General features: G+C 41.9%; 26 protein-coding genes and 1 tRNA gene. 23 read left to right on the top strand and 4 right to left on the bottom strand.

Features of this window, described 5'->3' with window-relative positions; genetic code table 11:
• Nucleotides 1-16: 16 nt before the first annotated feature.
• From EV212_RS02560 to EV212_RS02510, 11 genes are all read left to right on the top strand, one after another.
• Nucleotides 17-739 carry a YdcF family protein gene (locus EV212_RS02560; protein WP_165873274.1) on the top strand — a complete coding sequence of 241 codons (723 nt, stop codon included), beginning with the start codon at nt 17-19 and terminating at the stop codon, nt 737-739.
• Entirely contained in the window at nt 736-1,461 is a 726-nt protein-coding gene (locus EV212_RS02555) for a metallophosphoesterase (RefSeq protein ID WP_165873273.1), read from the top strand. The genes EV212_RS02560 and EV212_RS02555 overlap by 4 nt, the downstream gene beginning before the upstream one ends.
• A gap of 96 nt (nt 1,462-1,557) precedes the next feature.
• Nucleotides 1,558-2,643 (top strand): aspartate-semialdehyde dehydrogenase, encoded by a 1,086-nt coding sequence (gene asd, locus EV212_RS02550; RefSeq protein WP_132088429.1) that lies wholly within the window; start codon nt 1,558-1,560, stop codon nt 2,641-2,643.
• 298 nt (nt 2,644-2,941) lie between these two features.
• Nucleotides 2,942-3,937, top strand: a complete 996-nt coding sequence (locus tag EV212_RS02545; protein ID WP_132088426.1) for a LacI family DNA-binding transcriptional regulator — start codon at nt 2,942-2,944, stop codon at nt 3,935-3,937.
• A gap of 64 nt (nt 3,938-4,001) precedes the next feature.
• Complete coding sequence (locus tag EV212_RS02540) at nt 4,002-5,519, top strand: sugar ABC transporter ATP-binding protein (RefSeq protein ID WP_132088423.1); 1,518 nt, start codon at nt 4,002-4,004, stop codon at nt 5,517-5,519.
• An 18-nt stretch (nt 5,520-5,537) separates the two neighbouring features.
• Nucleotides 5,538-6,500 (top strand): D-allose ABC transporter permease, encoded by a 963-nt coding sequence (gene alsC / locus EV212_RS02535; RefSeq protein WP_132088420.1) that lies wholly within the window; start codon nt 5,538-5,540, stop codon nt 6,498-6,500.
• 79 nt (nt 6,501-6,579) lie between these two features.
• On the top strand, nt 6,580-7,257 hold the full coding sequence (gene alsE / locus EV212_RS02530) for a D-allulose 6-phosphate 3-epimerase (RefSeq protein WP_132088417.1): 678 nt from the start codon (nt 6,580-6,582) through the stop codon (nt 7,255-7,257).
• An 18-nt stretch (nt 7,258-7,275) separates the two neighbouring features.
• A complete protein-coding gene (gene alsK, locus EV212_RS02525) occupies nt 7,276-8,190 on the top strand; it encodes an allose kinase (protein WP_132088414.1) in 915 nt (304 codons plus the stop codon).
• Nucleotides 8,191-8,248: 58 nt separating this feature from the next.
• A complete protein-coding gene (alsB, locus tag EV212_RS02520) occupies nt 8,249-9,265 on the top strand; it encodes a D-allose transporter substrate-binding protein (RefSeq protein ID WP_132088411.1) in 1,017 nt (338 codons plus the stop codon).
• Nucleotides 9,266-9,522: 257 nt separating this feature from the next.
• Complete coding sequence (rpiB, locus tag EV212_RS02515) at nt 9,523-9,987, top strand: ribose 5-phosphate isomerase B (protein ID WP_132088408.1); 465 nt, start codon at nt 9,523-9,525, stop codon at nt 9,985-9,987.
• On the top strand, nt 9,980-10,951 hold the full coding sequence (locus EV212_RS02510) for an ROK family protein (protein ID WP_132088405.1): 972 nt from the start codon (nt 9,980-9,982) through the stop codon (nt 10,949-10,951). Before rpiB ends, EV212_RS02510 begins: the two co-directional genes overlap by 8 nt.
• 88 nt (nt 10,952-11,039) lie before the next feature.
• Here EV212_RS02510 and EV212_RS02505 read toward each other — a convergent pair.
• Nucleotides 11,040-11,129, bottom strand: a tRNA-Ser gene (locus EV212_RS02505).
• Nucleotides 11,130-11,519: 390 nt separating this feature from the next.
• Between EV212_RS02505 and EV212_RS02500 the strand changes: the two genes are divergently transcribed.
• The gene (locus EV212_RS02500) at nt 11,520-11,852 is read left to right on the top strand and encodes a sporulation initiation factor Spo0A C-terminal domain-containing protein (protein ID WP_132088402.1); all 333 of its coding nucleotides are present in this window, start codon (nt 11,520-11,522) and stop codon (nt 11,850-11,852) included.
• 310 nt (nt 11,853-12,162) lie between these two features.
• Here the strand turns inward: EV212_RS02500 and EV212_RS02495 are convergent, their stop codons facing one another.
• Nucleotides 12,163-13,155 (bottom strand): 1-aminocyclopropane-1-carboxylate deaminase/D-cysteine desulfhydrase, encoded by a 993-nt coding sequence (locus EV212_RS02495; RefSeq protein WP_132088399.1) that lies wholly within the window; start codon nt 13,153-13,155, stop codon nt 12,163-12,165.
• A 141-nt stretch (nt 13,156-13,296) separates the two neighbouring features.
• On the opposite strand from EV212_RS02495, the gene trxB reads away from it, so the two are divergent.
• A complete protein-coding gene (trxB, locus tag EV212_RS02490; RefSeq protein WP_132088396.1) occupies nt 13,297-14,208 on the top strand; it encodes a thioredoxin-disulfide reductase in 912 nt (303 codons plus the stop codon).
• 90 nt (nt 14,209-14,298) lie between these two features.
• Here the strand turns inward: trxB and sdaAA are convergent, their stop codons facing one another.
• A complete protein-coding gene (gene sdaAA, locus EV212_RS02485; RefSeq protein ID WP_132088393.1) occupies nt 14,299-15,183 on the bottom strand; it encodes an L-serine ammonia-lyase, iron-sulfur-dependent, subunit alpha in 885 nt (294 codons plus the stop codon).
• A gap of 20 nt (nt 15,184-15,203) precedes the next feature.
• Nucleotides 15,204-15,875, bottom strand: coding sequence for an L-serine ammonia-lyase, iron-sulfur-dependent subunit beta (sdaAB, locus tag EV212_RS02480; protein WP_132088390.1), 672 nt, complete (start codon nt 15,873-15,875; stop codon nt 15,204-15,206).
• Nucleotides 15,876-15,990: 115 nt separating this feature from the next.
• Here sdaAB and EV212_RS02475 point away from each other — a divergent pair, with 115 nt between their 5' ends.
• The 10 genes from EV212_RS02475 (at nt 15,991) to EV212_RS02435 (ending at nt 25,315) form a co-directional block, all read left to right on the top strand.
• Nucleotides 15,991-16,218: a hypothetical protein gene (locus tag EV212_RS02475; protein WP_132088387.1), complete on the top strand. Its 228-nt coding sequence runs from the start codon at nt 15,991-15,993 to the stop codon at nt 16,216-16,218.
• Between the two features lie 273 nt (nt 16,219-16,491).
• A complete protein-coding gene (locus EV212_RS02470) occupies nt 16,492-17,208 on the top strand; it encodes a LytR/AlgR family response regulator transcription factor (protein ID WP_132088384.1) in 717 nt (238 codons plus the stop codon).
• Nucleotides 17,208-18,527, top strand: coding sequence for a sensor histidine kinase (locus tag EV212_RS02465; protein WP_243115447.1), 1,320 nt, complete (start codon nt 17,208-17,210; stop codon nt 18,525-18,527). The genes EV212_RS02470 and EV212_RS02465 overlap by 1 nt, the downstream gene beginning before the upstream one ends.
• 26 nt (nt 18,528-18,553) lie before the next feature.
• Complete coding sequence (locus tag EV212_RS13395; protein ID WP_165873272.1) at nt 18,554-18,700, top strand: hypothetical protein; 147 nt, start codon at nt 18,554-18,556, stop codon at nt 18,698-18,700.
• A gap of 72 nt (nt 18,701-18,772) precedes the next feature.
• The gene (locus tag EV212_RS02460; RefSeq protein ID WP_165873271.1) at nt 18,773-21,583 is read left to right on the top strand and encodes a type 2 lanthipeptide synthetase LanM family protein; all 2,811 of its coding nucleotides are present in this window, start codon (nt 18,773-18,775) and stop codon (nt 21,581-21,583) included.
• 145 nt (nt 21,584-21,728) lie between these two features.
• Complete coding sequence (locus tag EV212_RS02455) at nt 21,729-22,214, top strand: DUF2712 domain-containing protein (RefSeq protein ID WP_132088375.1); 486 nt, start codon at nt 21,729-21,731, stop codon at nt 22,212-22,214.
• Between the two features lie 128 nt (nt 22,215-22,342).
• Nucleotides 22,343-23,002 (top strand): hypothetical protein, encoded by a 660-nt coding sequence (locus tag EV212_RS02450; protein ID WP_132088372.1) that lies wholly within the window; start codon nt 22,343-22,345, stop codon nt 23,000-23,002.
• A gap of 3 nt (nt 23,003-23,005) precedes the next feature.
• Complete coding sequence (locus EV212_RS02445) at nt 23,006-23,827, top strand: hypothetical protein (protein WP_132088369.1); 822 nt, start codon at nt 23,006-23,008, stop codon at nt 23,825-23,827.
• A 230-nt stretch (nt 23,828-24,057) separates the two neighbouring features.
• Nucleotides 24,058-24,462: a hypothetical protein gene (locus EV212_RS02440; RefSeq protein WP_132088366.1), complete on the top strand. Its 405-nt coding sequence runs from the start codon at nt 24,058-24,060 to the stop codon at nt 24,460-24,462.
• Nucleotides 24,452-25,315, top strand: coding sequence for a hypothetical protein (locus tag EV212_RS02435; protein ID WP_132088363.1), 864 nt, complete (start codon nt 24,452-24,454; stop codon nt 25,313-25,315). The genes EV212_RS02440 and EV212_RS02435 overlap by 11 nt, the downstream gene beginning before the upstream one ends.
• Nucleotides 25,316-25,328: the final 13 nt, after the last annotated feature.

Below are 25,328 nucleotides of genomic sequence, written 5' to 3'. Positions count from 1 at the left end.
TACAATGGAGCTGAAAATGAAGAAGATATTAAAAACAGCAGGCGTTCTTCACCTGCTCTATTATGCCCTTATCATATCATATGCGGGAATGCGAACAACATTCTCAAAATTCTGGCTGCTGACAGGCGTTTTTTTCATGGCATTGACGGCTCTGCCGGGGAAATTGCTGTCCTGGCTTAAGGTTCCGATGGGTATCGGAGTCGTTTATTTTATTTTTCAGGAATTCGAGCTGATGCATATGGCTCATGCAAGGCCTGAGACCGGAGCCGATTATGTGATCATTCTCGGCGCACAGGTCAAGGGAACACAGCCATCCCGTTCATTACTGCGGCGGATTCAAGCCGGGGCAGTATACTTAAAAGAGAATCCTGAAGCAAAGATTATTGCCTCCGGCGGACGGGGACCTGGGGAAAATATAACAGAGGCGGCGTGTATCCGTGAAACGCTGATGCAGATGGGCATTGACAGAGAGCGGATATTGACAGAGGAAGTATCGGCGAGTACGAGGGAAAATCTTTTGTACTCAATGGTCTTTGGGGGACGGGAAAGCAGTTATGTTATTGTGACCAACGGATTTCATCTGTTCCGGGCAATGGAGACAGCCAGACGGCTTGGGATGGCGCATGTCTCGGGGCTGGCGGCATCCTCCGAACCTGTGTTGTTATGGAACTATTATGTGAGAGAATTTTTTGCGTTAATATTATATCGGTTGCAAGGGAAAGCGGGGCGAATAAAATGATTTATCTGACGTCGGATATTCACGGATGTTTCAAACAATTTAAACAAATGTTGGACTATATTCACTTTGGCCCCGAAGATTTTCTTTATATTATCGGCGATGCGGTCGATCGGGGAGAAGAGCCGGTTCCGCTGCTTCAATTTATTATGGAACAACCGAATATGGAACTTCTTATGGGAAATCATGAACAGGGATTCTTGTGGAATGTGGATGTAAATACAAGTTCCCTTTCCGATAGGGAAGTGCGGCGATTTTGGCTGGAACATGGTGGGCGGGAAACTTATATCCAGTATATGGAACTTTTAGAGAAGGAGCAGAAGGCGATAGTTGATTATCTTCGGGAGCGGCCAATGTATAAGATTCTCGGAAAAAATATACTGGTCCATGCCGGTGTTTTTACAGAGGGGATTCGATATCATTCTCTGGAAGAGTTGATGAAGCAGCAGCAGCCCTTTAAAATGTTATGGGAGCAAAAGGCCTTTTACGGGCGGCCGCTTCCATTAAAAGATCCAGAGGTTCGGGTATTTTTCGGGCATACTTTTTCTCTGATCATTCGGGATGACAGAGGCGAACCGCTGGATTCCACGGAAGTTTGGCGGGATGAGAATCGTATCGGTCTGGACTGCGGTTATGCTTTCGGCGGTAAAATGGCCTTTTATTGCCTGGATGATGATTCGGTTTATTATCTGACCAGTTCCGGGCAATTTTATCGGAAAGTATAAAAAAATACTTGCTTTTTCATACAATATCGTGTAACATGGTTCGAGTACACACAAATGTGTTTACTGGACGGACATCAGAGCAAAGGAGATTTTACAATGGAACAGAAATTGAGAGTGGGGATTCTTGGAGCAACTGGAATGGTCGGACAGAGATTTATTTCTCTTCTTGAAAATCATCCGTGGTATGAAGTTGTCGCTGTTGCAGCAAGCCCGCGTTCCGCAGGAAAAACTTATGAGGAAGCGGTGGGGGACCGCTGGAAAATGACCACACCGATGCCGGAAGGCGTTAAGAAATTAATGGTCATGAATGTCAATGAAGTAGAAAAAGTTGCGGCTGAAGTGGATTTTGTTTTCAGCGCTGTAGATATGACAAAAGAAGAAATTCGTGCGATTGAAGATGCCTACGCAAAGACGGAGACACCAGTTGTTTCCAATAACAGCGCCCATCGCTGGACGCCGGATGTACCGATGGTCGTACCGGAGATTAATCCGGAGCATTTTGAAGTGATCGAACATCAGAAAAAACGTCTCGGTACAACCAGGGGCTTTGTGGCCGTAAAACCGAACTGTTCTATTCAGAGTTATGCACCGGTACTCACTGCATGGAAAGAATTTGAGCCGACGGAAGTCGTGGCTACGACCTATCAGGCCATTTCCGGCGCCGGAAAGACATTTAAAGACTGGCCGGAAATGGTAGGAAATATTATACCCTATATCGGTGGTGAAGAAGAAAAGAGCGAGCAGGAACCGCTGCGTCTCTGGGGCAAAGTGAAAGACGGCGTCATCGTGAAGGCTGAAAGCCCCGTTATCACGACCCAGTGTATTCGTGTGCCGATCTTAAACGGACATACGGCGGCTGTATTCGTTAAATTTGCAAAGAAACCGACCAAAGAAGAGCTTATTGCCAGATTAAAGAGCTTCAGTGGTCTGCCTCAGGAATTAAATCTGCCAAGTGCGCCTGGGCAGTTCATTCAGTATCTGGAGGAGGACAACCGTCCTCAGGTCGGGCTGGATGTGGATTATGAAAACGGCATGGGCATTTCTGTAGGACGTCTGCGTGAGGATACGGTCTATGATTATAAATTTGTTGGCCTGTCCCACAACACGATTCGTGGCGCTGCCGGCGGTGCCATTCTCTGCGCCGAGCTGCTGACTGCAAAAGGCTATATTCAGGCAAAATAAGAATAGCAGCGCGTAACTGCGTTTCACATGAAAACTGTCATACCTGAAACCGGATAGATATCCGGAGGGGTAGGGCAGTTTTTTTATTTGTTAAAGATTAAACGTTTACTTATTAAAATAACACGATAAAATTTGGGAAAGTTCGGATGTGTTATGTAATATATGCACAAAAAAATACATAAAATATTGCCGTTTTTGTAGAAAAACTTAAAAGCCGTTGACAGTATTGTTAGGCGGTTATATACTAAATGTAAATCAAACGTAAACCTTTACGCAAATGTTAGAAAGAGGTGGCAGAATGGAAGGGAAAAAGGTATCGATTGTTGATGTGGCAAAGACGGCCGGGGTTTCCACTGCCACAGTATCCAGAGTTGTCAATCAATTAGGTGGTTATTCAAAGGAAACAGAGAAAAAAGTTCTTCACACGATTAAGGAATGTGGATTTCGCCCCAATGTCAATGCCATCGGTCTTCGAACACGGCGCAGCCACAGTGTGGGGGTCATTGTTCCGGATATAACAAATGAATTCTTTGCAAAGATCGTCCGGACTTTAGATATCTTTTTTATTAAATATAATTATTCAGTTCTGATCTGTGATTCCAATGAGGATCCTGAACTGGAGGAGCGCCATATTCAGGACATGTTTGACAAAAATGTGGATGGACTGATTTATGTTTCAGGTATGGAAGCTATCAGCTCACTGGTGAAAAACCCGAGGGTTCCGGTGGTATTCATTGACCGGTCTCCGAAGAATGCGGAATTTGTTGTCCAGTCAGACAATTATCAGGGTGGATATCTGGCTGGAAAAGAATTGTGCGAGAAAGGCTGCACCAGGCCATTATTGATTCGGGATTATCGGATGGCCTCGACGATTCAGCAGCGCCGCAGAGGATTTCTGGATGCGTTGGCGGAATATGGAAAGACCTGTGAAGGGAATTTTGAAATTACAATCTTACCAGATTATAAATCAGCAAAAGAAAAAGTTGCCGAGTTTTTAGGCGAAAAGGGATGTTGCTTTGACGGTGTTTTTACAACAAATGATATGATGGCTCTGGGAACGATACATGCTCTGGCTGAGGCTGGGTATAATGTACCAGGACAGGTGATGATCGTCGGATTTGATAATGTCTCCCTGTCGGAGTTCTGCAATCCTCCGATGACAACCGTTGCTCAGGATACGGAGCAGATGGCGCTTGTGGCCGGAGAAGCGCTGCTTAAGCTGATTCGTAAGGAGCCGATCGAACAGAAGGAATATGTGGTTCCCATCCATCTGGAAGTCAGGAGCACAACCTAAATAACGGACTTTATTTAAACTGGCATAAATTGGTAACTCGTAAATGAAGAAAAAGGAGGATTCTATGCAAACATTAGTCAAAATGGAAGGCATTACCAAAGAATTTCCTGGTGTCAAAGCCCTTGACAATATTTCTTTGGAGATTAATGCAGGTGAAGTGCATGTCCTGTTGGGGGAGAATGGTGCAGGGAAATCCACGCTAATGAAAATTCTCAGCGGTGTTTATACACCGACGTCAGGGAAAATTACTGTAAAAGGAAAAGAGTATACAAAACTTACACCACAGGATTCCTATGATTTGGGAATCAGCATTATTTATCAGGAATTGAGTGTTATCAATGAGCTGTCAATTCTTGAAAATCTGTTTGTTGGTAAACTTCCGACAAAGAAAGCAGGTATCATTCCTGTAGTTGATTATGCAAAGATGCGGGAGATCGCAGCGGATGTCTTGAGCAAGGTCGGCGTTCACCGGGACCCGAATCTTTTTGTTGAAAAGATAAGTATTTCAGAGAAACAGCAGGTCGAGATTGCAAAAGCACTGGCTTCAAAGGCTGATGTCATCATCATGGATGAGCCGACCACATCTTTGACAACTTCGGAGACAGAGCACCTGTTTAAAATTATCCGTCAGTTAAAGGCTGAGGGAAAGGGGATTGTCTATATCAGTCATAAGATGAAAGAAATCAAAGAAATCGGCGATCGGGTGACCGTATTGAAAGATGGGACTTATGTCGGAACCCGGGATGTGGCCGACGTTGAGGTCGATGATCTGGTAGCCATGATGGTTGGACGTAAGATTCAGGGAACCTACCTGAATGAAGAATGTCATGATTTTTCAGACAAACCCGTGTTCTTTGAAGTGAAAAATATTTCCAGAAAAGACCAGAAGGTAAAGAATGTATCTTTCCAGCTTCATAAAGGTGAGATTCTTGGCTTTGCCGGCCTGGTTGGTTCGGGGCGAAGTGAATTGATGAATGCGATTTTTGGTGCGGAGCCGAAGTCTGAGGGCCAGATTTTTATGGAAGGCAGAGAACTGAAGATCGATAATCCATATGAAGCCATCAAGAGCGGTCTTGGTATGGTTACAGAAAACCGCCGTGAGACCGGTTTCCTGGATAATTTTGATATTAAACAGAATATTTCTATTGTGCCGTATATTAAGGAATCAAAAGGAAATGGCGTCATTGGTCTGGTCAATGACAAAGAAGAATTGAATTATGCGAATCAGCAGTGCGCAGATATTCGTGTAAAGATGCGGGATATTAACCAGAATATCACGGAGCTGTCTGGTGGTAATCAGCAGAAGGTCATCCTTGGTAAATGGCTGGCGGCAGAAAGTAAACTGATTATTTTCGACGAGCCGACAAAGGGTATTGACGTGGGCAGTAAGAGCGAAATATACGTTCTTATGCGTAAACTTGCCAATGAGGGCAAGGGGGTACTGGTTGTATCGTCCGAACTTCCGGAATTGCTTTCCGTATGCGATACGATAGCCGTTTTCCGTGAAGGTGAAATCCGTGGAATTTTCAAAAACTCGGAAGCGACCGAAGAGAAGATTGTAAAAACATCCACAGGCGAATAGAAAAAGGAGATTGAAACGATGAGCGAAAATAATGCAAAGAAAAAAATGTCATTCGGCGAAGCGTGGCAGAAATTTGGTACTATTGGTATCTTTGTTTTGTTATTAGTTATTCTGGCTGTGATTAGGCCAAGCAGTGTATTTAGTGCGAGCAGCGTGCCGCAGATTTTGAAACAGAGTTCGGTTAATATCCTTTTGGCCCTTGGTGAGTTCTTCGCCATCCTGATAGCAGGTATTGATTTGTCCGTAGGTTCTGTGGCAGCATTGACCGGGCTTTTTACCGCGAAGATGATGATTGTTGGTGTTCCGGTACCTCTGGCTATTCTGGCTGGTATTCTTATTGGTACAGGTTTTGGATTTATCAATGGTATGCTTGTTAATAAGACAGGACTTCATCCGTTTATCATTACATTGGGTACTCAGTCGATCTTCCGGGGCATAACCCTTGTATTATCCAATTCCCGTTCCGTATATGGATTTCCGGTTTCCTTTACATCACTGATGAGTGGAAGCGTTGTTGGTATTCCGATTCCGGTCATCATTGCTTTAATCGCGGCTGTTATTCTCTGGTTTGTTACGACAAAATGCAAAGTCGGACGTAATATTTACGCATTGGGTGGAAATATTGATGCGGCCTGGTATTCAGGTATCAATGTAAACCTTCACCGTTTGATCGTATTTATGATTTCCGGAACATGCGCCGGTCTGGCTGGTGTTGTACTTCTGGGTCGTGTAGGCGCTGCAGAACCGGCAGCCGGAACAGGTTTTGAAACCTATGCCATCGCTGCATCCATTATCGGCGGTACAAGCTTTATGGGCGGTAAAGGTAAGATTCCAGGCGTTGTAGTCGGCGGTCTGATCATTGGTCTGATCAATTATGCAATGACAGCTTTGACATTGCCATCCACATATCAGCAGATTGTAATGGGTGCGCTGATTATCATTGCCGTAACGATTGATACAGTTGTTGGTAGAAAATCCTGATAAAATGTGTCATATTACACAATTGTATTATGCAGACAGATATAGTAGAATGTAGACACCGAGAAGGAGGACTGTAGTTATGAAACCATTATTTAATCCTTCTTTGATGTGTATGGATTTATTGAACATCAAAGAGCAGATTGAAATTTTAAATGAAAGAGCGGATATGTACCATGTTGATATCATGGATGGACATTTTGTGAAAAATATTACATTGTCTCCGGACTTTGTAAAGGCGATCAGTAAGGTGGTTAAAATTCCGATGGACTGTCATCTGATGGTGACAGACCCGGATGATTATATTGAGAGTCTGGCAAAGGCTGGTGCCGGATATATTTGTCCGCATGCTGAAACGATTAATTCCGATGCTTTTCGTATCATTAATAAAATCCGTGCCAATGGATGTAAAGTTGGCGTTGTTCTGAATCCGGCGACGCCTCTGTCCTATATTCAGCATTATATTCACCTGGTAGATAAGATCACGATTATGAGTGTGGATCCCGGATTTGCCGGACAACCGTTTATACGCGAGATGTTGAGTAAGATTGCTGAAGCAAAACGTCTGAAAGAGGAGAATGGCTACAAATACATTATTGAAGTCGACGGTTCCTGCAATTCGGGTACATTTAAAGAGTTGGCAGAAGCCGGCACAGAATGTTTTATTGTAGGAACATCCGGACTTTTTAATCTGGACGAAGATTTAACCGTTGCATGGGACAAAATGATTGAGAATTTTAATGCCTGTGTGAATGCTTAAGTGCAGAAAGGACGAGCTATGAAGTACGTTATAGGCATTGATATCGGCGGAACGAATCTGAGAATCGGAACGGTGGATGCGGAAGGAAGGCTGGTGAATTTTGAAAGAAAGTCCAGCGCTTCTCTGGTATCTGAAGATGCTGTGAAAAATCTTGGAAGCGAAGTCCGGTCTTACATTGAACGCTGTGGACTCAAGGGTCAGGTGGCAGCGGTCTCGGTGGGCGTGCCGTCGATGGTGAGCAAGGATAAGAGTTTTATCTATTCGACACCGAATTTAAAAGGTCTTGAAAATATTGATTTGGGAAATTTGTTAAAGGCTTATGTCAATGTTCCGGTATTTGTAGACCGGGATGTCAATTATCTTCTGGTAAATGATATTAAGAGTCATCATCTGGACCCGGAACGGGAACGGACGATTCTTGGATTTTATCTGGGAACGGGTTTTGGAAATGCCGTTTACATCAATGGACAGCTTCATGTGGGCAAGAACGGCGTGGCCGGGGAACTTGGTCATATTCCAATGTATGGCATTGATGAGGCCTGTACCTGCGGAAATATTGGCTGTTCTGAAACACGCTGCTCCGGAAGATATCTGAGATATTTGTCGGATACCTGTTTCCCGGATACGGATATTTCCGAGGTGTTTGTAAAACACGGAGATGATCCGAGAATTCTGGAATATGTGGATACACTGGCCATACCGATGGCAGCAGAGATCAATATTCTGGATCCGGATTATGTGATCATGGCCGGTGGTGTCATGACAATGAAAGATTTTCCGATGGAGCGCCTGATCTGGGCGGTAAAGAAACGGGCAAGAAAGCCGTTCCCATCCGAAAATCTGGAATTTGTTTTCCCTGAACACACACAGGATAGCGGAGTAATTGGAGGGGCTTACGCTGCTTTCGATAAGTTGGGGAAGATGGAAAAGTAACATGATATAGTTCTGTGAAAAACAGTCTATATAGAAAGCAAAAAGGAGAGGATTAGAAATGAAAAAAAGAATTGTAGCTTTAGCGTGTGCAATGACTATGGCAACAGCTTTACTTGCAGGATGTGGAAATTCCAGCAAAGAAACAAAAGCTGAAACAGCTGCTGAAAGCACAGCAGAAACAACGGGAGAGAGCAAAGCGGAAAGTACAGGTGACAAAAAATATGCTGTTATCCTGAAAACACAGGCAACAGACTTCTGGACAAAGATGTGGAAGGGTGTTGAAGACAAAGCTGAAGAGATGGGTATCCAGGTTGATATCTACTCCGCACAGAGTGAAGAAGACTTCGAAGGTCAGGTTGCTATCCTTGAAAAATGTATCAATGATGGATATGATGGTATCGCTATCGCTCCGCTGTCCGCATCCAATCTTGTTTCCACCGCTGCGAAAGCTTATAAGGAAGGAATTACAGTTGTAAATATCGATGAAAAATTCGATATGGAAGAGATGGAAAAACAGGGCGGCGCTGTTGTTGGTTTTGTTACAACAGATAACGTAGCTGTTGGTAACAAAGGTGCCGGCTACATCGTTGAAAACGTTGAAGAAGGAAGCAAAGTAGCTATTATCGAAGGTAAAGCTGGTAATGCCTCCGGTGAAGACAGAGCAAAGGGCGCTAAAGAAGCTTTTGAAGCTGCTGGTCTTGAAGTTGTAGGAAGTGTTCCGGGTGACTGGGACCGTCAGAAAGCATTGGATGCTGCAACAAGCTTTATTCAGCAGAACCCGGATTTAAAGGGTATCTACTGCTGTAACGATACAATGGCTCTTGGTGCATTACAGGCTGTTATCAATGAAAACAAACTTGGAGAAATCTTTGTTGTTGGTACAGACGGTGACACAGAAGCTGTTGATTCTGTAAATGCAGGACAGTTATCCGCTACAGTTGCTCAGGATCCGGCAGGTATCGGCGCCAAAGGTCTTGAACTGTTAGTAGAAGCTGTAAAAGCTGGCAATATCGGTGAAGTTGGTGTTGTTCCGGATATGACACCAGTTGATTCCGTATTAGTTACAAAAGAATAATCAGGCAGATTTTAGGGTTGCGAATGTCTGATTAGGACATAATAGAAAGGGGCTGAGATATTCAGTCCCTTTTTTACCATTATTTAAGGCGGATATACGTATTTCGCCGCCTTCTTCTTGAAGGGTTTTGGGGAATATGATATACTATATCGCGCGAAGCCTGACGGAGCGCGCCCATGCGGAGCATTTGACATACGGTATGCCCGTATGGGTATACTATATCGCGCGAATATTAGAATTTATTGGAGGTATCAGATATGAAAGTGGGATTTGGCTGCGACCATGTGGCTGTTGAATTAAAACAAACATTGATGGAGCATTTGAAAGAAAAAGGTTATGAGTGTGTGGATTATGGTGCTTATGACCCGAATGTTAAGGTGAATTATCCGGAGCCGGGTTTAAGGGTTGCAGAGGCCATTATGCGCGGGGAAGTTGAAAAGGGCGTATTGATCTGCGGAACAGGTATTGGGATTTCTCTGGCGGCAAACAAAGTGCCGGGGATTCGTGCGGCCGTATGCAGTGAGCCATATTCAGCAAAATTAACGGTGGAACATAATAATGCGAATATTATTGCCATGGGAGCTCGTGTTGTAGGTCCGGAATTGGCGAAGATGATCGTCGATGAATTTTTCGGCGCAGAGTTCCAGGGCGGTCGTCATGCCGTTCGCGTGGATATGATTTCTGATATTGAAAAGAAATACGGTGCACAATGGCATGAATAACCAGTATTATATCGGTGTAGAAATCGGCGGAACGAAACAGCAGCTTGCGGTTGGTCTTTCCGATGGGACTATTCTGGACAGCAGGCAGGTAAAGCTTGTTTATCGCAGGGGCGCAGAGGATATACTCGACTGGCTTTTAGAGAATATTCGGGAATATCTGGCAATGGCACCCTATGCGGGGCATATTGCGGGGATTGGCGTTGGTTTTGGCGGACCGTTGGAAACAGCCACAGGCCGGGTTTTATCCTCGCTTCAGGTGCCGGGATGGAAAGACTTTGAGTTGAAGCAGTGGTTCGAAAAGTCATTTGGCCTTCCGGTCAATGTGGTCAATGATACGGTAACCGGCGGTTTTGCCGAGTTGTACAAAGGAGCGGGAAGAAATTCGGAGAATTTTTTCTATACGAATATCGGTACCGGTATCGGCGGCGGACTCTATATTCATCGAAAATACTATGACGGAAGCGGTTTTGGAGCATCTTATCTTGGCAATATGCTGGTACCTGACTGGCGTTCACTTCTTCCGGGGGGATATACACGGACAGAACTGCTCTGTTCCGGACGGAGTATTGAGAAGCGACTGCGCAGCGAAGGCTATATACCGAAGATTTCATCTCTTTCCAGATGTTATGGCGGTGATATGGGACGGATTACCTGCGCTGATCTGGCGGAAGCGGCAAGAGCCGGGGATATGTTTGCCTGTGTGGAACTGGATAAGATTGCCGAGAGCTTTTCTATCTCTCTTGTCAATATACTGGCAGCCCAGGGGGTGGATACCGTGGTCATTGGCGGCGGTGTTGCCAAGATGGGTGATATATTGTTTGACCGGATTCGGAAGTTTACGGATAATCTGGCCTTCATTGCCAATAAAGGCCGTTATCAGATCTTACAGAGTGAGTTGCTGGATGATGCGGTACTGGTGGGCGCCCTGCTTGTTGCCTCGGGCGGTTATGTAGAAATTATATAGTGTTTTATTAAAATAGAAAAGCTGCACATGAAGCATATCCATGTGTAGCTTTTTTGTGAACAGGCAGCCCCTGTTTTATAAAATTTCGCGGAGACGATGGGATTCGAACCCATGTGCCGGGTAAATCCGACAAACTGATTTCGAGTCAGTCCCGTTATGGCCTCTTCGGTACGTCTCCATTTGACGAAGGTTCTGCATACGAATCAGAACCTTTGTTATTATACTACATATTCGAAGGTTTTTCAAATACATTTTACACTAATTCGGAAATATTTATCTGCAGATCACTGTAAATGCCGACGGAAATCGTCTGATTAAATGGCACGATCATCGGAGCCGCATCCTCCTCGTAACGGTGATTTATACAACCATCATTAGATGGTGTTTCTCATGAAAATTCTTTGAATGTTAACCATCTGATTTTGAGTTTTCTCTCATTAAAAGAATAGCAAAAAAGAAGTGTGTAGATATATGTCGAAGCATGTCAGTTGTGTATTCTTTTTGGAGCATATGATGACAAAAAACGACCGCTGTGCTATCATTAAACAGTCAGCGCAGGAGGTGGGTCATGAGCCGTATAGATGATGTGTTAAAAGCATTAGGAATACGGCGAACATACAAGGGGTACTATTATGTGGCAGATGCGGTGCGTCTGGTAATGGAAGATGCATCTTTGTTATTATATATATCGAAATCTTTGTATCCAGAAATTGCAAGGATTCATAATACGACAATTAATTGTGTTGAGCGGGATATACGGACAGTGGTAAAGCGTTGTTGGGGAAGTGAGTACGCAGACATTCTGGAATCTATGGCGGGCATCCCGCTTTATGAAAAGCCGACATCCGGCGAATTTATAGATATACTGTCAAGTTATCTATTATCTCAAAATATCCAATAATAAAAGAAAGTATTTTCTTTGAGGGGAGAAAATACTTTCTTTTTTCGTAATATGCCTTTTGATGGGATGGGGTATAGACACCGGGAAGCAGGCGCGATACATCGGGGAGATGAAAATAACCGGTGGCCTGAAAAGGTACTGTTCATGGCCAACGGGTTGTTTTCTGATACAATATTCGTTATTATAAAGATACCAAATAATGCTCAAATATATATAATTTGGGTTGAGTAGGCTCGCTTTCCGGCGAGCCTATTCCCTCTCCTGTTGATAAGATGTAGTGAAACTATTTCGACAGCGAATGGATAACGGATCAACCCAAGATGGTCACACCGTCCATCAATTCGGCTTCAAATGCCTTTTGGTGGGATGGTGTATAGACACCAGGAAGTCCGCCGGTGTGGATGAAGATGATGGTCTCATCTTTTTTGATTTTACCTTCATTGAGCATGTCGAGAAGGGCGGCATAGGTTTTACCGGTGTAACAAGGGTCCAGAACGATTGCTTCGGAACGGGCCATATCATAAATGGCATTACGCACTGTTTCAGATGGAACATTGTATCCGCCGTAAAGGTAGTCGGTGGCGATATCAAAGTCCTCCTCGGTCACATCAAAATCCAGATGCCAGCTTTCTTTTATCTTATTAAAATAGTTGCAGGCGTATGTATAAATATCCTCTTCATAAGGCATAATCTGAATACCGGTAAGGGTCAGGTCCGAATCATGGAGACCGCAGAAAAGCCCCATATAGGTGCCCATACTTCCGAGGGGAACAATGACGTGACCGGATTTGAACTCCTGTTTAAGTTCCTGGGCGCATTCGTAGTAGCCAAGGGCGCCAATCTCGTTAGAACCGCCCATTGGAATGAAATAGCACCGTTCACCCTGGGATTCGAATTTATCAGCAACCCGTTCAACCACATCCATAAGAGGCGTGCCATCCGGTTTGTGCAAAAAGACATAGGCACCGAAAATCCGGTCAAGAAGCATGTTGGATGAGAGAATGCCAGGATAATCATCCATAGCGACAATGGCGCATTTCATTTGATTTTTTGCCGCAACGGCAGCAGTCAGGCGGCCGTGATTCGTCTGAGCTCCGCCGACGGTGATCAGCATGGTCGCACCCTTTTCTTTTGCATCGTATATCAGATATTCCAATTTTCTGAGTTTATTTCCTCCGACGCCAAATTCAGTCAGATCATCACGTTTCATGTAAAATTCAATACCCAGGCGGTCCGACAGGTTGGAGAGATAGCTTATCGGTGTCGGGAGATGCAGGCAGGATTGTTTCGGATAACCAAACATAGCTGTCACGTCCTTTCATAAATGAAGTTAATGTTATTTCAATTTAGTGTAGGGCTAAATTTATGAAAAGTCAATGGTTTTAAAAGCAGATTTGTGTTAAACTATGCTATAGATCTTTAAAATTTTACGGAGGTTATTCATATGTACGATATAGTTATTATAGGCGCAGGCACAGCCGGACTTTCTGCGGCTATTTATGGTGTGCGTGCCGGTAAAACAGTGTTGGTCCTTGAAGGAGAGAATTACGGCGGTCAGATCATTAATTCGCCTGAAGTTGAGAATTATCCGGGAATTGCGAAGATTTCCGGTTTTGAATTTGCTACGGGTCTGTATGAACAGGCCCAGAATCTTGGAGCAGTGATTGAATTTGAAGCGGTTACCCGGGTGGAAAGAGACGGAAAGGATTTTGTTGTCTATACGGATGAACGTGAGATTCCGTGTCATTCCGTTATTCTGGCAACAGGGGCTAAAAATCGGCCATTGGGTGTGGACAAAGAAGAAGCGCTGGTTGGGGCAGGCGTATCCTACTGCGCAACCTGTGACGGGGCTTTTTTCCGGGGACAGGCAACGGCAGTTGTTGGCGGAGGCAGTACGGCCCTGGAAGATGCGGAGTTTTTGAGCGCCTACTGTGAAAAAGTCTACCTGATTCATCGGAGGGACGAATTCCGTGGAGAGCAGTGGCTGGTAGATAATCTTCGCAAAAAAGAAAATGTCGAGTTTGTTTTGAATGCGGTGGTAACGGACATTATTGGAGAAAACAGTGTGGAGGGTGTCCGGGTTCGGGATACAAAGACGGGAGAGCAGAGAGACATTGCTGTGACAGGCCTTTTTGTAGCTATCGGGCAAATGCCGGATAACCATTCCTTTGCGCCATTGGTTGAATTGGATGGGGGCGGTTATATACGGGCACAGGAAGATTGCAAAACAACCAGCGAAGGCGTTTTTGCTGCCGGAGATTGCCGGACAAAAACGGTACGTCAGTTGGCAACGGCTGCCGCCGACGGCGCTGTCGCCGGATTAGCTGCATGCGAATATATTAACCGGAATGAATAAGGAAAAATATTAAAAAATATAACGGGCGGGTAAATTGATATGTGTCCAGAATTCCGGGTACGTATCAATTTGCCCGCCCGCTGTTTTAACTTAAGACTTTGGCTTTTTCCATCTTGTCTGGCAGGCATGACAGGCGCTCGGCGCCATAGCGGTGCCGCCCTGAGAGGTTTCTCTGAGAGTGACCGGAAGGGAGCGTCCGACACGGTACATAACTTCAATAGCTTCGTCAATCGGTACGACGCTTTGTATACCGCTCAGGGCAATCTCGGCGCTGACTAAAGCATTGGAGGCACCTATGGCATTCCGATTCTGACATGGAATTTCAACCAGACCGCCGACCGGGTCGCAGACCAGACCGAGAATATTGATAAGAGCAAAGGAAGCAGCATCCAGACATTGGGAAGGAGTACCGCCCATGAGTTGGGTCATGGCTGCGGCTGCCATTGCACTGGCCGAGCCAACTTCGGCCTGACATCCGCCTTCTGCACCGGCGGTGGTGGCATTACGTGTGATCAGATATCCGACAGCTGCGGCCGTATACAGAGCCTGGATAATAACCGCATCTTCCATGTTATATTCTTCCTGAGCAGCACATAGAACGCCGGGAATGACCCCGGAGGAGCCGGCCGTTGGAGCCGCCACGATAAGTCCCATGGAAGCGTTAACCTCCAGAACACCGACGGCATAGGTAATGGCTTTTGAAACCAGCGGACCGCATATATTCTTTCCTGCTTTTCTAAGGGCATTCATTTGTTTACTTTCACCGCCGATCATGCCGCCGGTACTGATCAAATCTTCCGTTAAGGCCCGGTGAATGGCCTGTTTCATAATATCATAGGCATGTTCCATTTTGCAGGTAACTTCTACCGGGTCCTGTTCCAGATAATCGGTTTCTCTCAGAAACATGGCCTGGGAAATTGGAATATGTTTTTCTGAACATATTTCAAGCAATTGCTTTCCATTCGTAAAATTCATTCAACTGTTCCTCCCCCATTTTAAATCGCAGGTACGATCGTTGCATTGATAATGGCATCATGACATTCCAGAACGCTGATAATGGAAGGGTTGATGTCAGAATCGACTTCAATGATCGCATAGGCTGAATCACCTTTGGCTTTACGGTATACTTTCATAAAGGCAATATTCAGATCGATGCCGCTGCATACGGTCGTGATATAAGCAAGGACTCCCTTTTTGTCCTTATGATGGACAATAAGTGTGGAATAGGCTCCGGAAAGAGCGATGTCAATACCATTTAAACGCCGGATGACAGCATTTCCCCCACCGATAGATTCGCCCCGAAGTTCAATGGTCCGGTTATTTTCACAGTGCAATAAAATGTCCACCGTATTTGGATGAATGTCCTTTTCCGTAGTGTTTTCAATGAATTCATATTTTAGTCCGGCGGCATCGGCATACTGAAAGGAATCTCTGATGCGTTCATCGTCCGGGAGAAAACCCAGAATACCGCCGACCAGCGCCCGGTCCGTACCATGGCCACGATAGGTCCATGCAAAGGAGCCATAGAGCGTAAAGGTTACGGAAAGGATTTTCGCAGGCGCCAGCTTTCCGGCCAGATGGGCGATTCTCAAAGCGCCGGCTGTGTGTGAGCTGGAAGGGCCGATCATATTCGGACCGATAATGTCAAACATACTAATATCGTTCATAAAACCTTCTCCTTTTCTATAATTCTATGATATACTAAAAAGGAGATATTTAAAAGTGAAATTTGTAATAAACAACAGGAAGAAAGCATAGATTAATCATCAGGGGGAGCAAATTATGTATCGCAGGATTTTAACAAAGCCTCGTAAATGGGACGAAGAATCATTGGCATTGGCAACAAAAGAAGAATTGGTCGCCGATCTGCTGCTTCGCAAATCCCAACTTAAGAACCGAAAAAAGTCCATAATGCCCTGGGACAGGCATTTTTTAAAAAGAGAAATTTACTGGATCGGCGTTGTCAACAAGGAATTGGAGCTGCGCCGAGAATGGACCGTGGAGAGCTGAGAAGCTCTCCTTTTTGCTGTGAGATATGCCGGGAAAGCAGGCGCTAAACAAATGCAAAAGCAGGTGACAGAAATTAATTTAGAGAATATTTAGATTTAGCGGAATCAAAGGAGAAATCCTGATTCCGCTAAATTGTTGTGTAGAGAGAAATTGTTCGTTCATGGCCTGAAACAATACAATTCATGGCCTTGATGCGGTAAAGGATAAAAAGTATGTTATAATATTTTGTAATCTGGATAAATATTACATTTTTGTATAGAGGCGAGGAAACGAATGATTAAAGTGGCAATTGTTGATGATGATGAAACGGTACTGGAACAGGCACGAGCCTGTATCGAAGGAATAGATGATTTACCGGAAGACGTCGAAATATCGACTTTTTGTGGTGCGGAGGCGTTTTTGAGTAAAATAGGACCGGACGATATATGTCAGGTTCTTTTTACCGATATCCAAATGAATGGAATGGGGGGCATTGAATTGGGAACCATCATTCAGGAGAAATTTCCTCATATTTATTTGATATTTTTGACCTCTTTTTCTCACTATGCGGCGGATAGTTATACTGTAGATGCCTATCAATATATTTTAAAACAACAGATGGGCGAGCGAATTCCTCTGGTCATGCGAAAATTAATTTTCAAGATACAAAAGGAACGCAAAAAATTTCGGATCATTGAAACGGCCAATGGCGGAAATAAAATATTCTATCAGGATATTATCTGCATAAAGAAGGTTAAAGGTTCTAAATATGTCGAATATGTGACGCTGTATGGCATCTTTCGAGAGCGTATTACACTTGAACAGTTGATGCTGGAGATAAATTCGAAAGAATTTATTTTGGCTGAACGCGGTTATATCGTGAATATCGGTCATATTGTCCAGGTGAAGGGCAATGTAATCAATATGATCAATGGCGAACAGATTGTTATAAGCCGGGGACGATTGGCGGACGTCCGAATGAAGATCAATGAACAGTGGGGTGAGCTGTGATGCTGACAGTCCTGCTCCAGGGAATCCAAATTTTTCTGTCCATGCTCGAGGTTTGGCTGTGTTATCAATTGCTGTACTGTACGCTTCTGGAAAAAGAATATTTGAATCTGAAAGAAAAAATAATTATATGGACAAATATTATTGTGTGGGGAATATTGGTTTCATACAATCGGAATATTATATTTTTTTCTCATGGTGTGTTTATATTAGGCCTGGTCTTTACAGGTATTTGCACCATAAATATTATAAAGAAATATAAAAGATTAATTGTCAGTCTTCTTGTTATGAGCTATTCTCTGACAGCGCTGTTGGATTTTTTATTTCTGTTTTTGAGTATGGCCGTACTGGACTATCCAACGACCCAGGCCATATATGACGGGGTATCCTGGCTGAAACTGCCGATTTTTCTTTTGTCGCGTGTGATCATGCTCATATGTCTGTTCCTTTTGAAGAAAAGGGGAGAGTTATTTTTAAAAAATATTTTAGAATACAGAAAGCTGCTGTATATTATCAGTGTTATTCTTGTTGTTTTGCTTAGAAGATATCAGGTGGTCATGTGCCGGATGGTGTTTGGGAGAATCCCCTATAATGGAATGAACAGCGGCATGTCGTTGTTATTGTTGATGGTGATTATCTTATCTGTTTGGGGGCTATATGTTAAAAGCCTGATGTTACAAAAGGAAAATCAGTTTTTGATGTCCAAAGATGAGTTAATGCTTCAGAATTACCAGAACCTGATGATGAACATGGAAGCAAATAAACAGAGAGTTCATGATATAAAGCACCAATTGGCCGTTCTTCAAGGCTATGCCCGTGATGGCGAATATGAGAAATTTTGTCAGTATTTATCAGAAATCGATGGGGATTTCTATAAATTTGAGAATAAAGTGTGGACCGGACACAGAATTCTGGATTTTATATTGAATCAGAAAAAAGAAGCGGCAGAGGAAAAAGAAATTGACTTTGAAATTTGTGTCACAGCATTGATGGAAACATCCCTAAGTGATGGGGATATCAGCATTCTTATAGGAAATTTACTGGATAATGCCATAGAAGCTTGTGAACAGATGCAGGATGGGAAACGGTGGATTTTATTTAAATTAAAAAAAAGACAACGTTCTTTATTTATAGAAATATCCAATAGTCTGGGTACTGTTCCCAGAATAAAGGATGGCGAGCTTCTTACATCGAAAAAGGATAAAATACTACACGGCTATGGGCTGAAAAGTGTGAAACGTATCGTTCAAAAATATGATGGCGTTTTTTCGTTTTCTGTAGAGGAAGAGGCGTTTAAAGTAAAAATTTCTTTTATGAAATAAAAAAATAGATATAGGAGGGGACTTTAGTGATTGAAAAGAGTTTTTTGTATGCGGGTAATCTGGAAGAGGAAATAAGAGAAATCAGAGGACTTGTAGAGAAATCAGATGGTCTGGAGCAGAAAGACAGTTTCAGCGTAGAATGCAGTCCGATTTTAACTATTTATTGTTGCTGATTGAATGGTTTTTCAGGGAGCGGAATGTTTGAAACGTTCTGCTCTTTGTGTTTTAAGGGACAGATATTACAAATGGAAAATATTGTATTTGAAACATTTTATGAAAATATTTTAAAAAAAGCTGTTGAGCGACTGGAGGAAAATATTGATGCAAAAGCCTCTTGTTTTTCTGGGACAATATATTCGGATTATTCATTGCATCTGGCGGAACAGTTACAGTTTATTTGCCTGCGGTCATTAATTGCACAGATGCACTATTATAAACAAATGGGTAAACTAAAAGGGAACAATCCGGAAGAAGAGTATGAATTTTTTTGTCGGGAAATCGTGGGAAGTCGACAGTTTTCAGAAAAGCTGTTTGAGATGTTTCCTGTATTAAAGAAGTGTATTGAAAGAAAAATCCAGCAGACGACAGCTTTTTATAAGGAACTTATAAATGCTTTTCAGAAAGACAGAGAAGATATTCGCAGGAAACTGTGTCCGGGGGCAGATAAAATTACAAGGATATGGGGAAATTTTTCCGATGTCCATAATAATGGTAAACAGGTCTTACGGGTTCAGTTGGATGATATTTATGAGATATTATATAAACCACATTCGATGGAAAATGAGAAAGGGTATTCAGAATTATTGCGATACATAAGTGAAAGGATAGGGATAAGCCAGCTTGAGTATCCTTTTTTATCTTTTTCGGACCATAGCTGGTGTTCTATTGTAGCTTATAAAGATTGCCATACCCAATCCGAACTGGAGAATTATTATATCCGTCTGGGAGTTCAAATATTTCTGGCTTATTATTTGGGAACAAAGGACCTGCACTGTGAAAATGTGATTGCATCCGGTGAATATCCGGTGGTGATTGATCTGGAAACGTTGGTGAATATCCGACGCAATCAGGAACGAAAAACAGTCAGAGAAGAAATCTTTTATCAGTTGTCCCAATCGGTATTATATTCAGGCTTACTTCCTTTTTATCATTGGAATAAGGATGGAAAGGGCGTGGACCACAGCGGAATCAGCGGCAGTGGCGGACAGCGGTATCCTTTTAAGATTCCTGTCATTGTCAAGGCACGAACATCCGATATGCGTATCGAATATCAATATCCTGTTTCAAAAAAGGCGCAGAATCTGGCCGTATTGGAAGGCGAATTTTATGAGCCATATTTATATAAAAAGCAGATTTTGTATGGTTTTACATGCGCCTACAGACAGGTCCTGGCTCAAAAAAGTATATTTTGGGATTTATTAAAACCTCTTGCTCAAAATAAAAGCCGTTATCTGATCGCGGATACACAGCGTTACAGTATGCTGCTTTCCAGTTCCTATCATCCCAGTTTATTGATGAAAGATGGCGAACGGGAAAAATTTTTGGATTTACTGTGGCAGGGAAGGACTGCAGAGGACGGGGCAGTTGTAAAAAGTGAGAAGCTGAGCCTGCTCAATGGGGATATTCCTTATTTTTATGATTCATTGAACGAAACCCGTCTGTTTACGGTACAGGGGAGTGAAATATTGGGGGATGCCCGACGAGGAAAACCTTATTTTACACAGTCTGCCATGGAGATTTTGTCCGAAAGAATGGAAATGCTGAATGAGACAGATATGAAAAAACAGTGTGACTTTATTGAGGTATCTCTGGATTTGATGCCCGGTGATGAGAAAAGATACAGGAACCATGTATATTTGGCAAAAGAAAAGGATTACAAAAAAGAAATCAAAAGAGAAGATATTTTTGAAAATATACGTGTTCTTAAAAATCGATTGATTGACAATGCTGTGTGGAATAAAGACAGAACAGAGGTAAGTTGGTATACCCTGGAACTGTCATCCTTCGGGAAGACTACCTGGGATATCCGTCCGATGAATATGTATCTTTATGACGGGCTGGCTGGAATTTTATTGATTTTGTATGCTTTGGAGCTTTTTGATTCAGATAGACAGATTTCATATATGAGGAAAGTGTTGGAATGGACACTTTTCAGATATACGGATGAGTGTGTCAGTAATCCGGATAAATTACAATCCAAAAATACAGGAGTCTTTAATGGAGAAAGTTCGATCGTGTATACTTATTTGGCATTGTATCAGCTTAGCGGCGACGGCGCTTATCTGGATTATGCCAAAAGACATATACAGATATTAGATAAATTAATTGATGAGGACAAGAATTACGATATTTTATCGGGCAATGCGGGTGCGGCGCAGGTACTGCTCAAAATGTATGATATGTTCAATGACGGTCGATATCTGGATATGGCTGTAAGGGCGGTTGAAGCTATAGAAAAGTCAGCTATCGGACAGCAAAAGGGAATCGGATGGCCGGTCAAAGAGAATATGCCGCCAATGGCCGGGATGGCCCACGGAAATAGCGGGATGCTTATACCGGTGGCCGCACTGTGGAAGATTACCGGAGAGGATAAATATGAAAAGCTGGCGGAGCAGATATGGCAATATGAAGAATACCTGTACGATGTGAGAATCAATAATTGGACAGATGTACGGTCAAGGGAAGAAAGGATGGATGATATCGGACCGGTGGCCTGGTGTCATGGCGCCGGAGGTGTGTTGCTCTCAAGATTAAAATGCCTTGAGAATCTTCAGAACGATAAGTGGCGGGAACGGCTTGAAAAGGATGTTTCCAGAGCGTTGAAAAAACTTGAACAGTATTGGAAACGGGACAGTTGGAGTCTGTGCCACGGCATATGCGGCAATCTGACGATTTTGGAGAGAGCAACGGGTGCGGCGCTTTGGCCGAAGAGTGAGATAAGCCTTTTGCCGCAGGAAAAAATCAATCCGGGGCTTATGAATGGGTATGGCGGAATATTGTATTTTCTGTTGAAACGAGAAAATCACACATTGCCGGATATATTGGGACTGGATTAAAAGAAGAGAATATGGAGTAATGCAACTGGTGGCCTGAAACATGTCGTTGATGGCCACCTGCTTGTTTTTATAAAGGTTAATAGGTATTATTAAAAATATCAGAGCGCTTTGATAATAGAAAAACTAAAGGGAGGAGTAGAAAATAATGAAATCGACAAGAGTATCCAAGAATTTTAAAGGATTATGTATAGTATATGCGGCAGTTTTTGTGGCTAGTATCTTTTTATCAAATTTTTCATTATTTAGCTATGCGGATGGTAATTGGACAGATACACTATATGAGTATACAAATTCTTATTGGGGTGTCCAAATAACAGATGCGCCGACGGAGCGTAGAGAAAAATGGGATGATTCTTCATCCTATGCATATAATGATGCTTCAAATACAGATATTATGCAAGTGAGGGTTTATGGAGCATTTGCAACTGGACAACATGAAGATTGTACATATGGTACACCGAAGAGTCTGCCTAGAGGAGCTGCGTATTATTTACCAAATTTGGTTTATGAATATGGTGAAGGAATTTATTCACATAAACCAGATTATACACATGCCTTTTTGATGTTTCATCCTGTTAACGGATTACAAGGTATGTATCTTCATATCTGGTGGAGTCCGGACAGCATTTAACAGAAAATAAAATATTTGGATTAATCATTGTAGATGAGTGAATACTGCTAGCCTGACATATATGTCCAATATATGATTGGGCTAGCGCATTGTTTATTGAAATTATTATAGAAAGAGTGGAAATCGTAATGAAAAAAGGTAAGGGTGCAGGAATCGTTATTGGATTAATTATGATTGTCATAATTATCATTGGAGGTGTACATAAAAAGGTATTTAATTGTCCTGAGAATAATAGAGTCATCAGAGAATCCACGGATAATCAAGCAGAGAGTACAAAAGAAACGATGCAAAGAACAGAATATGAAAATAAGGATGCTCAAAGTAAGGTTTCTCTTAGAAATTATGATTTTGAAGTAAAAAAGACAGACTATCATCAAAATGAAAGCGAATCCAATTATCTGGAGGTGCAGCTTATTATTACGAATAATGCTTTGGAAGAAAAAGTTATGTCATTGAATAGTATCAGTTTGATAATTTATGATTCAGAGGGGAATGAAATCGAAAGATTTCAGTTGGGTAATGTGAACGATGTGGATGCCAAAAAGGTAGGAATTGATTATTTCCATCATATGATTCCGGCAAATGAAGCGTCAGAAGTTAAATTATTTTATTTGATAGACGATGATGTTATGCAAAAGGGGAACAGGGTGGCGCTTCATTTTAGTCCATTTGGTACAGAAGGAGCTGTTATATACGGGAAAAATGAAAAAGGTGAGACTGTTGAAATTATGGATACCGATAATGTTGCGGATATTTACCTGAATTCGTTATTGGAGAGGAATGAATAGATTATGAAGAATATATATAAGCTGGAATTAGTGAGGGGATGTGAAAGTTGGGGGGTTAAGATTTCCTTACTCTTTGGTTGTGGCATCTCCGTTGCTCAATGGATGTTCAATGTGCTGCCGGTAGCATTTTATCAGAATACATATATGGTTTCAGATTATAGTATGAAGTATCCATTTAATGTGTTTAATAACTGGATTGGGGCTCAGACATATACTTTTTCATATCTGTATTTTTTTCTTATTCCACTGTTTGTAGCGTTGCCGCATGCGGGTTCATTTTTTCAGGATATTGATTATCATATGATTGAGGAATTATGTATTCGAGAGGAAAGAAAACATTATTACAGATCAAAATATGTGGCTGCTTTTATATCGGGTGGAATGGTGGCAATCATACCCTTGATGTTTAACTTTATTCTGACAGCTGCCGTTTTGCCGTTTGTAAAGCCTCAGGCTGCAGACTATACAACGTTAATTGGAATGAGAAGTACATTAGGTGATTTTTATTTTGTACATCCGATGCTTTATGTATGCATATTTTTAATGATTATTTTTGTGTTTGGTGGAATTTTGGCAACGGTTGCCTTTATTGCAACTTATTATACAGATCATATGTTCATCGTACTGATTACACCGTTTGTTCTCAGTGTGTTTTTAAATTCATTATTTTCTATGTTGGGATTAACAGATTGGCAAATGGTCTTTTTTTTAAATCCTGGCTATAGTGGAAATAGAATATTACCAATAATGTTGGAAGGGCTTATCATTATGGCAGGAACCTTTTGGATATTTGTTGTCAAAGGAAGTAAGGATGATATATGTTAGGCATCGAAGATTCATTATGTCTGTTAGATTTATTTGTTGAAGCGTCTTATTTTCGAACATCCTTTCCCTATTTATTGATTATCTGCTTATGTATGATTATATTAGGCACAGAGAATGATTTTTCGGTTTTTGTTGTATTAAGGTACAAAAGTCGTAAAAGTTTATGGCGGAGACAAACGTGTAGAGCTTTGCTGCTTTCAGGCATAATAACTGTGGCGGAGGTCATAGTCTTGCTTGGATATGCAGTAAGTTGCAAGTTGACAAAATATAATTGGGATATCGTAGGAAGTTACTTTTTTCTAAATATGCAGCGAACTTTGCATATAAACTGGTATTCATGCTTATTGGTATATGTTTTTTCTGTTTTTTTATTTAGTTTTGGAAGTATGGTTTTTTATATTATTAATCGGTGGATTTTTAATATTCCTGTAGCAAGCTGGTTTTCTCTGATTATCTTATTTTATTTTGAATATTACAGTAAATACACATTTTTTTACCAAAACCTTTATTTAAAATATGAAGATTGGATAGAATGTTTCGTTTGGAATAAATTATTGACGGCTTTGTTAATAATTATTGGCCTGCTTGGTATAGGTGAGTGGTTCAGCTATAAAAAGGAGTTTTATGTTGGATAACGGGTTAAAACAGTTTATTAAATATATAAAATATGATTTACATCATGGATTGTTGATGGAATGGAAAAAATACATTGTTTTTTCTGCATTCATTTTATTTTTATGTTTGAAATTTATTATGGGACATAGTAGTGTATTAGCTTTCGAAGATTTAGAAAAAAGTTTGTCTACAGGCGACTTGCTTTCGTATATTCTAAAGGGAATGCAATTTTATCAACCTTCGTTGACTGAAATATATGTTCCAGAATTCACATGGATTTTTATGTATATGTATATTACTTTTTCGGTAAGTTATTATCCTTTAAAGGATTTGCACGGATATGGGCAATTGATGTTACTGCAATCAAAACAAAGAAAGTACTGGTGGTTCAGTAAATGTATATGGAATATATTGAGCATTGGCATATTTTATTTCATTATGATTATGGATGTTTTTGTATGTGGTGTCATCACAGGAAATATAAATATCATGCCTCAGGTAAATGTACAGGCTTATTATAACCAAATGATTGTCACATCGGTGAATATATTCCAATTTATTTTAATCGTATGTGTAGTTCCTTTAGTTGTGACAATAGCCATATCATTATTTCAAATGATGTGGGCTGTGCTCGTTCATCCGATGGTGGGGTTAATTGTATCTGCTTCAATATATATAATGTCCATATATTTTTCCTGGCCATGGATGATGGGAAACTATTTAATGTTAATGCGAAGTTATGCTTTCAATCCGGTATCACAAATAATTGCGGAAAAAGGAATTCTTTATTCGGTGGCAGTCATTTGCAGTTCTGGAATTATTGGATATGTGGGATTTAGAAAGAAAGACATATTGGCAAATTACAGTGAATAAAGGAGGGCGGTCT

This window comes from Frisingicoccus caecimuris (assembly GCF_004340975.1).
GTDB classification, from domain to species: Bacteria; Bacillota; Clostridia; order Lachnospirales; family Lachnospiraceae; genus Frisingicoccus; species Frisingicoccus caecimuris.
Note: the sequence above shows the minus strand (reverse complement) of the source record. Positions and strands in the feature narration are given on the sequence as shown.